The sequence below is a fragment of the Mycobacterium sp. Aquia_213 genome (genome assembly GCF_026625985.1).
Lineage (GTDB): Bacteria > Actinomycetota > Actinomycetes > Mycobacteriales > Mycobacteriaceae > Mycobacterium.
Map to the genome: position 1 here is coordinate 5,466,329 of NZ_CP113116.1, position 12,984 is coordinate 5,479,312.

Sequence of the window (12,984 nt, forward strand, 5' to 3'; positions counted from 1 at the left end):
TCTCTCTCTATCTGGTTGTGATTTACGCGTATTGGGTGGACAAATCTCGGGACAGCCGCTGATTGGGGAACCAGTGGCCGTCGGGCAGGCAGGCGGTCAAGTGCTCGATCGCGACGGCGATCGCGAAGGGGGTTCCCGGACTGAACGTCGAGACCCATTCACCGTCGAACGCGCGGGACGGACTGACCAGGATCCGGCCCGCGGTGGTGTCGACGATGCTCATTCCGACGTCGGTGGTGGCATGCTGCCCGTCGCGATGGCAGCCGGCAACGATCTCCACGTACGTGCGCGGACCGGTGAATACGGATTCCACCACCGTGCGCGCTGATTTTGGAATGCCCAGGTAGTCAAGGACTTCCACCAGCGGCGCACCGGAGCGCAGCCGTTCGTCGGCCCGGGCGCCGACGCGCGCCGGCATGCTGAACTCCGCGAACTGCGCCGGCGGCCGCTGGCCCAATCCCACACCGAGCACCGGAACCAGTGCGCGGGCATCGTCGATATTCATGGCGGTGAAGGTGACCAGCTGCGCGCTGCGCAGCGCGACGATGGTCTTCGAAGGCTTGCCGGTGGTGCCGGCGCGCCGCGCGACCACACCGCGCAGCAACTCGCCGGCACCGCTGGCTGCGCCGGAGCCCACGTAGCGCAAATCAAGCCATTGGTCGGGAAAACACACCAACTTGATCCAGTCGGCGACCGCCGGATTCACGACGCCGTCCGGCGACATCAGACCCATCCGGGTCAACTCGTCCTTCTGATCACGGAAGAACGCGTTGCGTTGCGCGGCGTCGCGATAGGGCGTCGTGATCGCCAAAACCCACGGGAAGCTACCCGCTCCAATGGTTTCGGCAATGAACCACGCGTTTTCGACCGTCAGCTCGACGGCATTGGGCTCGACACTCATCGAGGGAGGACTAGCCGCCCCACTTGGCTGCTTCGGCCGTGTCGCGGGCAAACATGGCCAGGGTGTTGTTTTCGTGCGTGCTGGCCATCGCCTGGTAGGAGCGCACCAACGCCTCCATGGCCTGGTTCCACTGGGCCTGCCAGACCTGGTAGGTCATCCCGGTGTCACCCTGCCACGCGTTCTGCAGTGCGGCCTGCTCGGTGGCGATGTCAGCGCCGAGCCCCTGCATCGTGCCGGCGTAGCCCGACATGTCGGCAGCGTGGCTCAGCATCGCCGGGTAGTTGTACATAATCTGCGACATCTCAAGTCCTTTCGCGGTTACTAGTGGTCAGCTCAGAACGAGGTGTAGCCGGACGCGGCTGCGGCGTCGGCGGCCACATAGGTGCCCGCTGCGTCACCGAGGTTGGCCTGGGCGATGTCCAGCAGGGTGTTGACCCGTGCGGCCATTTCCACAAACCGGGCGTGCGCGGCCTGGAACGCGGCCGAGGACTCACCCTGGTGGAACGCCTGGGCGGACATCGCTTCCTGCTCGGCACCCTGGATCGTGCTGCGCATCAGGGCCGCCTTGGCGCTGAACGCCGACTGCGAGGCCACCAATTGTGGAATGTGTGCATCCAGAAGACTCATAACGTTTCCTTTCTCTTCTGTCCCTTACGATTTCGGTTTTTGGCTGACTTGCTAACTTTTGGAGCCCCCTCCCCCCGCTTCATCGGGCTCGCCGGGAACCGGGCCGTTCTGGTCCCAGGTGCCCGGCACCATCGGCATCCGCGGGCCGCTGCCGTATTCATCACCGGCCAGCTCGGTCAATCCCGACGCCTGCAGATCCGCGTCTTTGCGCGCGGTTCCCGCAAACCCCAGCCGTCCGGCTCCACTTCCCGAAGCCATCGCGGCCGCCACTAATTCCTCTTCACTGGGCGTGCCCCAGTCGGGGTCGACGTCGACGTTCATATCCAGGAATTCGTCGCCGTGATCACGCATTGCGGCCCGTCGGCGCCGCCGCGCCGCGGCCGCCCGGCCCGGTACCGCCGCGGCGGCCGCCGGGATGGTTGCGGCCGGCGCCTTCATTCCGCCGCGGCCACCGAGGGTGGGGCCGAAGCCGGTTTCCGGATCGGCGCCCATGGCCACCGCGTAGCCGAAACTCCCGGCGACCGGTGCGGGCGCCGGCGCGGCGGCCGCACTGGCAGCCGGGGCCGGCGAGGACGCGGGCGCCGAGGCGGGCGCCGAGGCCGGCGGCGCCATGGCTGCCACCGGGGGCATCGAGGAAGCTTGCGACGGTTGAACCGGTGGGACCACCGCGGGCACGTCGTCCGGTAGGTCCCCGGGATTCAGGTAGAAGTAGGCGGCAATGCCGATGATCAAGGGAATCAGGAAGGGCGCGGTCAAAATCGCGCCCCAGGTGGGCCAGCCAAGCAGGTTGGTGACGACCTGGTAGGCGAGGAAGAACAATATCGGCCCATAGGCCACCAGGAACGGCCCCAAGTTCTGCATGAACTGCTGAATCAAGTCGGACAGGTTCTGGAAGAACTGCTGCAATTGCCTGAGCAAGTTCTCGAGCCAGTTGCCGGAGTCCTGGTCGTTCGGAGCGGCCAACGTCGAGAAGTTGTTAGTTTCGGCACCGGGACGCAGCACGTTGGGCGCCGGGTCGGTCTGCGGCGTCGCCATCAGCGCCGCGTCGGAGACGACCTGGTACGTGCTCATCGTGGTGGCGGCCTGGACCCACATCCGCGCGTAGTCGGCCTCGTTGACAGCAATCGGAATCGTGTTGATCCCAAAGAAGTTCGTCCCCACCAACACCCCGTGGATGGTGTGGTTGGCAGCCAACTCCCCCAGGGTCGGCATGGCCGCCAGGGCGCCGGTGTAAGCCGCCGCCGCGACCTCGTGCTGGGCGGCCAGACCCGCGCTGTTGGCGCTGGCCTGCATCAGCCACGCCAGATACGGCAGATGCGCGGCCGCATACTGTTCGGCGGTCGGCCCTTCCCACGCCCCCGCTTGTACTTCCCCCAGTAGCCCACTGAGTTCGGCTGCCGCGTCGGCGTATTCGGTGCTGAGCGCGGTCCACGCCCCGGCGGCCGCCAGCAGCGGCCCCGGACCCGGACCTGCGGTCAGCAACGCCGAATGCACCTCCGGCGGAGCAGCCATCCAGATAGGCGCGGTCATGCTCAGACGCCGTAGGTAGCGGCCGCCGCGGTGTCACCCACGAGATAGCTTGCCCCGCCTTCGCCCACACCGACACCGGCGCGGCCCAGCTCCTCAACGCCCTCGGCGGCCACCACGGAGTGCACCTGGCCCTGGGCGCTGAATCCGGCAGCGGTCGTCAGCGACACCGGATCCGCCGCGGGCGGCACCACTGCGGTGATCGCCGGAGCGGCCGCCGCATGCGCACTCGCCAACCGCGCCGTCAACGCCTCCACCGCCGCACTCGTCGCCGCCAGGCCTTCAGGAACAACTCGCAACGTCATAACGACTCCTTTTGTTGCGTTTCACGAACCATCATCAGCGGGCGAAACCATCATCGGCTCCCCCTACAACAGACTCGCCAACCAACGGGTTGACCAACTGCACATATGTCGGGCTTTCGCTGTCTCCCAACAGAATTGCCCGTCCCGCAGGCAACCGCCCAAATCGTTGACCACGGATCTTCCCGCTGTCCTGCGGGTTGCCCGCCAACATCAACGTCGTCGCCTGCAAGTCGTTGAAGCGGCGCAGCAACGGACTGGTCATCAGCGCGTGCCCCGACCCCGTGGCCCGTGCCGTGACGATCACCCTCAACCCCAGATCAGCAGCCTGACTCAGCTCCGGCAGGAGGCTGGTCCACGGCCGCTGGCCAATGTACGGGCCACTCATCGCCGGTGTATCCGGAATCTGGTCGACGTCATCGATGATCAGGTAGTGGGTGTGGCCCTCGTAGCTCCACCGGGCCAACTCCGCTGCCGACAAGCCTGCCGGCGGGCGCCGCGATCCGATGATGTTGGACAGGCCGAGCATCGCCGGGATGATGCGGTCGATGTTGGCGGTGTACTCGTTGTCCGCGAAGAGCGGCTCATCGACGAGATGCAGCCGCCGGTCCAGCACCGTGAACGCCACCTGGTCCGACGTGGAGTGCTCGCGGATGGTGCGAATGATGTGGCGCAGCAACGTGGTTTTGCCCGCCTTGCTGTCGCCGAACACCATCAGCAGCGGGTTCTCCGCGAAGTCGAGCACGACCGGCGCCAGGTCCTCTTCGCGCTGGCCGATGACGACCTGTTCGGATCCGCGATACAACGGCCCGAGGGCATCGGGCGCCAGGTTGGTCGGCAGCAGCCGAACCGGCGGTGCGGCAACCCCCGGGTAGCGGGCGTTGATCGCGGCCACTGGGTTTGTTTCCGCGTCCAGCTCGGGCGCCGCGAACAGGAAGTGCTCGGCGGCCATGGTCAGGCCGCGGCCCGGCTGCTCGGCCGGCACCGCGTCGGCCGGGCGGCGCAGCGCCCCGACCACCCGCACATTGCTGTCCCGCGCATCGTGCAGCTTGAGCTCGAGGCGCAGACCAAGGCCGTCGCGCATCGCCAACGGCACCTCCAGCCAGCTCGGGGTGGTGACGATCACGTGGATGCCGTACGCGAGGCCGACATTGACGAGTTCAGTCACCTTGGCCAGCAACGGGTTACGCGTGTTGAACTGGTCGGTGTTGTCCCGGGCGAAGGCGTAGAGGTTGTCGACGACCAGGAACACCTCGCCGAAGCCATCGTCGTGAGTCGCACCCTGCTTGTCCCGGAACGCCTCTCGCTGCTGCCGGGAAATCAGCAGCTGCTCGAGCTCACCGAAGGTGCGGCGAATGCGCTCGGGTTCCAACGGTGACGCCACACTGCCGACGTGCGCCAAATCTTCGAGCGCGCGCAGCTTCCCGCCGCCGTAGTCCAGGCAGTAGAAGGAGACGTCACGGGGCGAGTGCAGGCTGGCGGCCGACAGGATAAACGTCTGCAGCGCAGACGATTTACCGGACTTGGCGCCGCCGTGGATCACCATGTTGCCGGACGCCGACGTGGCGTCGAACACCAGCGGGTCGCGGCGCATCTCGAATGGCTTGTCGATCTCACCGAGCGGCCAACGCCATTGCCGGTCCGGCACTCCGGCGTGCTCGAGCACCGTGGTCAACGGGATCGGTTCGTCCAGCGGCGGCAGCCAGAGCTGCGGCGCCCGCGGCCCGTAGCGAGCGAGCTGCTCGCCGATGGTCGCGATCAGCTTGCGCGGCGGACCGGCGAACTCTTCGGTGTCCGCCCCGGTGATGACCGTGCCCTGATCGGGTTCCACCCGCCCGGCCGTGAACAGCCTTGGCTGCGGAATAGACCGCACCACAAGTGCTTTGGCGGTCTGCGGCGGCTCGTAGACGCCGTCGACGTAGGTGCTGCGGAACTTGATCGGGGCGGCGCCGGGCGCGGGCACCAAAAAGCCCACGCCCTTGTGCTCTTTGCCCGATTCGATGTGGTACGCGTCGTCCACGCCGATGATCTGGCGAGAAACGCTGGCACTGGCCACCTTCAAACCGATGCGGTACGAGGTGTTCTTGTCGATGTCCTTGATCTTGCCGACATCCAGCGTCTGGGACGCGAACAGAATGTGGATACGGAACGAGCGGCCCTTGCGCGCGACGTAGTCGAAAAGCTCCGCGTACTCCGGGTAGTCGGCCAGCATCAGCGTGAACTCGTCGGCGACCACGAACAGCGTCGGGATCGGCGGCAGGTCATGCCCGGCGGCGATCGCGTTCTCGTATTCGACCACCGAGTTGAACGCACTGCCCTGAACCCGGCGGCCGGCCTCGCGGAGCAACGTTTCGCGGCGGGCGACCTCACCGCGCAGCGTGTCGGCGAACCGATCGGCCAGCGATTTCTTCTCGGCCATGTTCGAGATCACCGCGACCACCTGCGGGAAGTCCCGGAAGCTGTCCGCACCGGCTTCACCCTTGAAGTCGGCGTAGATCACGATGAGCCGGTCCGCCGAGTGAGTTGTCAACAGCGACAACAGAATCGACATCAGGGTCTGCGACTTGCCGGAACCGGTCATACCGATCATCAGGCCGTGCGGACCCATCCCGCCCTCGGCTTCGTCCTTGAGGTCGAAGTACAGCGGCTCGCCGGTCGCGGTGACACCGATCGGCACCCGCAACTCGTCGTCGCGGCGACGCGGCCCCCACAGGGTCGGCACATCCAGCTGCGACGCGTCCGGAACATTCAGCAGCGTCGTGAAGGTCGCGCCCCGGGTTGCCGCCGAGCGCAGTCCGGTGTGGGTGGGATTGGAATCCCAGCGGGACAACTGACGAGCCAGGTGCGCGGCCTCGTCGGCGGCGAGCCGATCGGCGTTGTCGATGAAGGGCTGCCAGCCGCCGGTCTGCCAGCGCTGGATGGCCCCGTGCGCGACCCGCAGAATCGGCTTTTCCGGATCCGAATACTGTTCGCGGTTAGGCGATGTCGCGGTGCGATGCACGACGGTCACTCCGGCCCGGCCGATCCCCAGCGCCGAAGCGTTCACGTCGTAGTCGGGGTCGTCGACGATGATCAGCAAGTGCCGCAACGTATCCGCCGACGCCCCGTTGAACGCCGGACGGTCGGCCAGCGCGGGCCCCAGCAGCGAGATCAACTCATCGGGGTTACTGGACAGAAAGCGGGCCGGCCCGACACCGTCCACCTCACCGGGAATGTCGATGTGGGGCAACCACTTCAGCCAGGACCAATCGCGGCTCTCCGGATCGCGGGTAGCCATCGCCACCCCCAGCACCGTCGGGTCGTGCCAGGTGACGGCCTGAGCGATCCAGGCCCGCAACGCGCCGTGCACCTCGTCCGGCTCGCCGAGGACGGTGATCCGGGAGACTTTGCTCAAATCGATTCCGGTGGGCACATCGCGGACGGTGCGCTGGGTGTCGAGCAGGCTGCGTAATGCGCTGTGCGACACCGGTTCCAGATCGATTTCGTCGGCAGCGTCTTGAACCCGTACCGCGGTGGCCAGCGGAACCTGATGACGCCCGGCCCGCAACACCAGGAAGTCGGGGTCGTGCGGGTCACGTTCCCATTGGCGGCGAGATCCGGGCACGGTTGCCAGTGCGGCCGGCTCGGGATGCGACCACTGTGCGGCGGCGCGCTGCTGGGCAGCCTGGGTGCGGATGTTGTCCCGAACCACCGACAGGTAACGCAGATAGTCGGCGCGTTCGGCGTCGACCTCCTCGGTGCGCATCTTGTTGTCGTTGCCGCGATAGAGCGCGGTTGCCGCCAGCAGCAACACGAATGGGAAGAACAGGGTCTGCGGAGAAATCACCCGCATCCCGGTGGCGACCAGCGCGACGATCATGCCGACGATCAGGATCACCAGCACATAGGGCATGGCACGGCGCAGGAACGACGGCGGAATCACCCGGGGCAGCTCGGGAGGTGCCTCGATGGTGATGGTGCCCTGGCGGGTACTCGGCGGCGCCAGGCGCCGGCGGGCTTCGAAGATCAGTCGGCTCATCGGGGTGCTCCTTCAGCCGACACCGGACGTCCGGGCTTGCTATCGGGCGCCAAGCCGTCATGTGCGAGCAGCGCGTCGGCGCGCGATAGCGTCGGGCCCGTCGCGAACAGCGACAGTATCGACCAGGGAATGGGAATAGGGGGTGGGGTTAAGCCAAGGGCCTCAACGGTTTTGCCGTGTCCGGCGGCGCCGTTCTCGGCCTCGTTATCGATGCCGTAGCGAACTCCGGTGTCGGACACCCAGAACAGCGATCCGGCGCCCGGCGAGGTCGCACCGCCACCGACGCTCTGAGCGAAGTAGCCGGTGCCCGGTGCCAGGGCGACGCGGGTCGCGATCCCCTGGGAGCCACCACCGATCAGGTTCACGGTGCGTACCGCTTCGGGCACCGGCAGCGCTGAGCCGGCCAGCAGACTCAGTGAGCTGCTCGCGGCCCCGGCCGGTTTGCTCCAGTACGCGCAGGCGACGGGGTTCTTGGCCGCGTCGACGAGGGCGACCTGGCGGTCGGGAAAGCGCGTGGTGTCCAGCAGCCGCGACACCGGTAGCTTGGCCACCTCATCGGCGCCGAGCCGCGGGGGTTGTTCCAGGCCATAGGAATTGGTGTTGCGCAGAGTCGCGGCGAGCACCGGCGAGATCGGTTGCAGGCCATCCGGCAGCACCGCGTAGTAACGCACGTTGCCCGGGTCGACGCCGTAGGACGTCACGACCGCCCCGATCGGCGCCGGGACCGGGTAGTTGGCCGGGGCGCCGGCATTCGGGATGCCGGGTGCGGTCAACGCGGGCCCTTCGGGGATCGCGTTGAACAGGCCCGCCGCGATGGGCCGCGGTGTGGGCAGGTCGGCACCCAGGCCCAGCGCGGTGGTGACCGCGTGGTTGGCAAGGTCGATCTGGCTGCGCTTGCCGTCCCACAGCAGCCAGGTGCTGGTGCCCTTGTCACCGGTGAACTCGACCAGGATCGCCTGGCCGGCCGCGACCGCCGCGGCACGCGCGCCGCTGCTGTCGGGGGCGCCCGCGATTACGGTGACGCCGGTGCTGTGCACCGCGTGCGACCCCTGGGCCGCCTCACTGACCGCATCGCACACCGTCCAGTTCGCGTCGTGAGATGCGTTCTGCACCATGCGTTCTGGGGCACCCGGTATGCCGATCAGGTTTCCGCGCGGAAAGCGGTCCAGCTCACTGCTTTTCACCGTGGCGGGGTTGACCGGCTTGCCGACGATCAGCCGGGCCGAGGTCAGGTTCAGCACCGGGTGCAAGTCGTCACCGACCCGCACATACAGCGCGGCCGTGTCCCGATCGGCGAGCACCGCGTTGTTGCCCGCCTGACCATTCGGCCGGATCAGCGAGAACACGAAGCAGCCCGCCAGGCCGGTGATCAGAATGAGGGCGCCCATCAGCACCGCCCGCGACTGGGTACGCAGCGGGTCGACCAGCATCCTGGTGTCGTGCAAGGCAATTCCGGAGGCGATGCGGCGCATCACGAAGCGCCAGCCGGTCACTTGGTGCCGGGTGACAAACCCGCGGCGATAGACGACTTTGTCGGGATTGTCGTTGACGGGGGTACGTGAGGAGAACGAACGTCGTTCGTCCTGGGGCTCCGGGTTGGTCATGACGGCACCGAGAGCCCAAGGCCGCGCAGCAGCGGCTCTACCGAATTACTGACATCTCGGTCGGTGATCGTCATTAGCTCCTCATCGGTGAACGCACCGGTTCCCGCTTGTTCTGAATGGTCCAACCGGAATTCGCGCTCCTCCTCGGAGCGCTCGACGATGTTTCGGACGAAACGGCCGTTACCCGCGATGTCCAGGCTGCGCCGTTCGACCCCGTTGGAGTCGGGTGTCGAGGCCGTCGCCAATTTCTCGAACAGGGCGTCCATGTGGTCGAGCGCGGATTGCTCGAAGATGCTGTCGCGCTGTTCGGCCATCTTGTGCGCGATCTCCACCAACTCATGGGAGTTGTACGACGGGAAGGTGATGTTGCGGGTGAACCGCGACCGAAGACCCTCGTTGGTGTCCAGGAACTTGTCCAGATCCGCCCGGTATCCGGCGATGATCACCACCAGCCGGTCGCGGTCGTTTTCCATCCGGGCCAGCAGCGTGTCGATGGCCACCAGCCCGAAGTCGTTCTTGGCGCCGGTCGCCACCAGGGCGTAGGCCTCGTCCAGGAACAACACCCCGTCCAGTGCGCTGTCGATGATCGCGTTGGTCTTGGCTTCGGTCTCGCCGATGTGCTGACCGATCAGGTCGGCGCGGTGCACCTCGCGGATGTTCTCCCGCTTCAATAAGCCGAGGCCGCAATAGATTTTGGCGACCACACGCGCAATCGTGGTCTTGCCGGTCCCGGGCGGTCCGGCGAACACCAGGTGGTGGGCGCGTTGGGCAACCTGTAGCCCGCGCTGCTTACGCACCAGCTCCATGGCCACCGAACTCTTGAGCCGCGAAACCTGGTTCTTCACCTCGTCCAGCCCGATGAATTCGGTGAGCTGGCGTTCGGCCTCGTGCAGCAGCACGGCCTTGCGTTCGTGGGCAGCCGGGTCGACGAAGTCCTCCGCGCTGGGCTCGGTTTCCGGATCCCATGGATCGGTGCGGGCGTCGATGCGGCCCGCGTTGGTGGTCACAATCCCGAAACTGGTATCGGTCAGGGCCTGCTCGACCTGTTCGTTCTCGGGGTGTGCCGCATACAAGTCCTGCAGGACTTCGCTTGCCGACTCTTCGTCGACGTGCACGCGCAGCACGAGGGCCTTGGCCAGCGTCCCGTCGACGGTGGCGACCTCGACCGGGCCTTCGGGTTCCTCGAGGTAGGACAGCGCGGGGGCGAACAAACCCAGCCGGGCCAGCGCGGTGCCCAGGGCGATCTTGGCCGCGTGTGAGTAGGCCTCGTCGAGATCGGAGTCGTTGACGATTGGGGTCAGCAGCTTTACGACGTCGGACCACCGCTCGGCGCGATAGTTGATGACGACGGAGATCCACCGCGCCTCACGCCAACTCGGGCGGCGCGCGCTGAGACCGGTGACGATCTCGTCGGCGTCGGCAAATCGCCCGGCCGTTGCCAGGGCGGCCGCGAAGGCGAGGTGAAACTCGTCGGGATTGGCGGCGCGAAATTGGAGATAGAGGCCGCTGTCATAGCGGAAGCCCAGCGCGCCGGGCGTCAAGTCGGCCTGCCGCTGCAGGACGCCCGAGGTGGCCGCGGTGCGCGACACCGCCTCGAGTACCCGGAAGGACGCATCGCCGGCGGCCGCTAGCCCGGTCCATGCGTCGCACTGGTCATGGGCGACGCGAGTCAGCGCCGTGAAGCCCGAGCGAGCGGCGGCCAGATCGGCCGGACGCTGGCGTTCATAGACCGCGATACCCAGTGCCCGGCAGCACGTAGCAAACCGGCTGACGACGTCGCCGTCGACTCTGGTGTCCAGCCGTGGAGTGCCGGGCTGGACTGCGAGCGCACCACTGTCACCGAGTTCCACGGCCGCTATTTTCCATGAAGATAGTCTCCCCTAACTTAATTTGCTGAAGTTAGCATTGCATAAGCTAACTGTCGAGGCGCTTGGGGTCGTCCGACCGGCCACCCGCCGGCCCCCATCGGGGGCTCTGACCTCGATGTTCTGCCCGATCACCGGTGCACCTCTCCAGTTGTGGCGTTGGCCGCACTTCTCTTGGCGGCAAAGCTTACTGAATATGGTTTTCATTATCAAAGCGTGTCTCAGGTGCCCGGAGCCCGACACCTCCGACTCCGCGAGACCGGTGAAACTGACAGGGGTCCCCACCCCACGGTCAGACGTTACGACCCAGCTAGCGCCAATCCCAGGTGTCGGCTCGGATTCGCGGTGCTGGTCGTTGATCGCCGCACGCCGGCGCGGGGGTGCGGCCGTCCAAACCGGCGCGGTCACAGCAGCGACTCCTAACCGATCGGGTGGGGCGCAACGGTCGCCTTAGCTAGTAGGCGGCGCGGCGAGCAGGCAGTTAATAGTCGGCTGACCGACCGGAAAAGTTCCCCGCCTGCGCCAGCCCTCTGATCCGGCGACCACGGGCCTGTTCACTGCTGTCCGCTGTCGGGATGCCAGGTACCTGGCAGCATCGGTAACGACGGTCCGCTCCCGAACTCGTCGCCTTCGAGCGTCGCCAAACCTGCCGCCGCAACGGCGTCCTTGCCGACGGTGCCGGCAAAACCCAGCGCACCCGCTCCCTGCTCAGACGGCGCGGTGCCGGCCGCCGCGTCGACGAATGGATCCGCCGCCGACTCACCGTCGGATTCCAAGAATTCGTAACGGTAGCCGGGCTGGCGGCCCCTCATTCCCGCACTCCGGCGCCGACGCGCCTGCCGCTTCAGCTCCGCGGCTGCGGCCGCCGCTGCGGCGGCCGCAGCGGAGTCGGGCTCCTGCGCCTTGCGCTGTGCGCGACTGCTGATCCCCGAGCCGGTCCCAATCCCGGGGCCGCCCACCAGATACGGGTAGCCGGCGCCCTCGATCCCGGCAGGAGGCGGCGGCCCTGCGGACGCGGGCGCCTGGGCGGGCGCGGACGCCGGAGCCGCAGCCGGGGCCGAGCTCGGCGTCGGGGCAGCGTGCGCGCCCACCGCGGGACCGCCGGCCACCGCGTGCAGGCGCGGCGTCTGTGGCAGTGGTGCGGGCACCACCGGGGCCGGGGCCACTTGAGGCTGGATCGCCGCCAGCGACGCCAGGCTCGCCAGGGCTCCGGCGAATCCAAGGGTGGAGGTCGCCACGATGATCGCGATTTGGGGGGCGAACGCTTGAATGGCCTCGAGCGCGTGGCCGAGTTCATCGGCGATCAGGGGGCCGAGGTCGGCCAGCAGATGAGTGATGGCCCCGATCGGATCCGTCTGAAAATCCTTCAGGTCGCGTGCGAAGGTCTGGAATATCTCCAGGAATCGGTTGATCCACCAACTCAATTGGTAGGGATTGCCGGAGTCATCGTCGACGATGTCGTCATCGTCGCCGTCACCCTCGCCGTCACTGTCGTCGTCGGCGTGCATGATCACCGGCGCCGGATCGGCCTGCGGCGCGGCCACCAACGCCGTGCTGGCTACGGCTTGGTAGGTGGACATCGTGGTGGCGGCCTGGACCCACATCCGTGCGTAGTCCGCCTCGTTGACCGCGATCGGAATCGTGTTGATCCCAAAGAAATTCGTCGCCATCAGGGCGCCGTGGACGACGTGGTTGGTGGCCAGTTCGGGAAGCGTCGGCATTGCGGCCAATGCCGCGCTGTACGCCGCGGCGGCCGTCTCGTGCTGGGCCGCCATCGACGCGCTGTCGGCGCTGGCTTTCGTCAGCCAAGCCAGGTAGGGCGCATGGGCGGCCACATATTCCTCGGCGCTCGGCCCCTGCCAGGCCCCGGCCTGAGTGTCCGCCAAGATCGCGGAGAGTTCGTCCGCTGTTTCCGCGTACGAGGCACTCAACGAGCTCCAGGCGCCGCCGGCGGCCAACAAACTGCCGGGTCCCGGACCGCTGCTCAGCAAGGTGGAATGAATCTCCGGGGGCAATGCCATCCACATCGGTGCGGTCATTTTCGACCGCCGATCGCGCGCGGCAACGATGGCGCCATTCCAGCACTCCTCGCCTGGCCGGAATCGGCGACGCCCGGGCAGTGGACGGCACACGTATCAGC

9 protein-coding genes are annotated in these 12,984 nt (G+C 67.1%); all 9 read right to left on the reverse strand.

All coding sequences use genetic code 11. From position 1 onward, the window contains the following. Nucleotides 1-22 precede the first annotated feature (22 nt). The gene (locus LMQ14_RS25595; protein ID WP_267732399.1) at nt 23-901 is read right to left on the reverse strand and encodes an ESX secretion-associated protein EspG; all 879 of its coding nucleotides are present in this window, start codon (nt 899-901) and stop codon (nt 23-25) included. 10 nt (nt 902-911) lie between these two features. Continuing rightward, on the reverse strand, nt 912-1,202 hold the full coding sequence (locus LMQ14_RS25600; protein ID WP_025736523.1) for a WXG100 family type VII secretion target: 291 nt from the start codon (nt 1,200-1,202) through the stop codon (nt 912-914). Between the two features lie 32 nt (nt 1,203-1,234). Next, entirely contained in the window at nt 1,235-1,528 is a 294-nt protein-coding gene (gene esxG, locus LMQ14_RS25605) for a type VII secretion system protein EsxG (protein ID WP_267732400.1), read from the reverse strand. A 51-nt stretch (nt 1,529-1,579) separates the two neighbouring features. Next, entirely contained in the window at nt 1,580-3,058 is a 1,479-nt protein-coding gene (locus tag LMQ14_RS25610) for a PPE family protein (RefSeq protein WP_267732401.1), read from the reverse strand. A 2-nt stretch (nt 3,059-3,060) separates the two neighbouring features. Further along, nucleotides 3,061-3,360, reverse strand: a complete 300-nt coding sequence (locus LMQ14_RS25615; protein WP_267732402.1) for a PE family protein — start codon at nt 3,358-3,360, stop codon at nt 3,061-3,063. 34 nt (nt 3,361-3,394) lie between these two features. Next, a complete protein-coding gene (eccCa, locus tag LMQ14_RS25620; RefSeq protein WP_267732403.1) occupies nt 3,395-7,375 on the reverse strand; it encodes a type VII secretion protein EccCa in 3,981 nt (1,326 codons plus the stop codon). Next, nucleotides 7,372-8,979 carry a type VII secretion protein EccB gene (gene eccB, locus LMQ14_RS25625; protein ID WP_267732404.1) on the reverse strand — a complete coding sequence of 536 codons (1,608 nt, stop codon included), beginning with the start codon at nt 8,977-8,979 and terminating at the stop codon, nt 7,372-7,374. The genes eccCa and eccB overlap by 4 nt, the downstream gene beginning before the upstream one ends. Next, nucleotides 8,976-10,829: a type VII secretion AAA-ATPase EccA gene (gene eccA / locus LMQ14_RS25630; RefSeq protein WP_267732405.1), complete on the reverse strand. Its 1,854-nt coding sequence runs from the start codon at nt 10,827-10,829 to the stop codon at nt 8,976-8,978. Before eccA ends, eccB begins: the two co-directional genes overlap by 4 nt. A gap of 569 nt (nt 10,830-11,398) precedes the next feature. After that, nucleotides 11,399-12,883 (reverse strand): PPE family protein, encoded by a 1,485-nt coding sequence (locus LMQ14_RS25635; protein WP_267732406.1) that lies wholly within the window; start codon nt 12,881-12,883, stop codon nt 11,399-11,401. Nucleotides 12,884-12,984 lie beyond the last annotated feature (101 nt).

Bases quoted from the DNA above. Each gene is read 5' to 3' on its own strand.
- LMQ14_RS25595 (WP_267732399.1), bottom strand. From the start codon at position 901: ATGAGTGTCGAGCCCAATGCCGTCGAGCTGACGGTCGAAAACGCGTGG.
- LMQ14_RS25600 (WP_025736523.1), bottom strand. From the start codon at position 1,202: ATGTCGCAGATTATGTACAACTACCCGGCGATGCTGAGCCACGCTGCC.
- esxG (WP_267732400.1), bottom strand. From the start codon at position 1,528: ATGAGTCTTCTGGATGCACACATTCCACAATTGGTGGCCTCGCAGTCG.
- LMQ14_RS25610 (WP_267732401.1), bottom strand. From the start codon at position 3,058: ATGACCGCGCCTATCTGGATGGCTGCTCCGCCGGAGGTGCATTCGGCG.
- LMQ14_RS25615 (WP_267732402.1), bottom strand. From the start codon at position 3,360: ATGACGTTGCGAGTTGTTCCTGAAGGCCTGGCGGCGACGAGTGCGGCG.
- eccCa (WP_267732403.1), bottom strand. From the start codon at position 7,375: ATGAGCCGACTGATCTTCGAAGCCCGCCGGCGCCTGGCGCCGCCGAGT.
- eccB (WP_267732404.1), bottom strand. From the start codon at position 8,979: ATGACCAACCCGGAGCCCCAGGACGAACGACGTTCGTTCTCCTCACGT.
- LMQ14_RS25635 (WP_267732406.1), bottom strand. From the start codon at position 12,883: ATGACCGCACCGATGTGGATGGCATTGCCCCCGGAGATTCATTCCACC.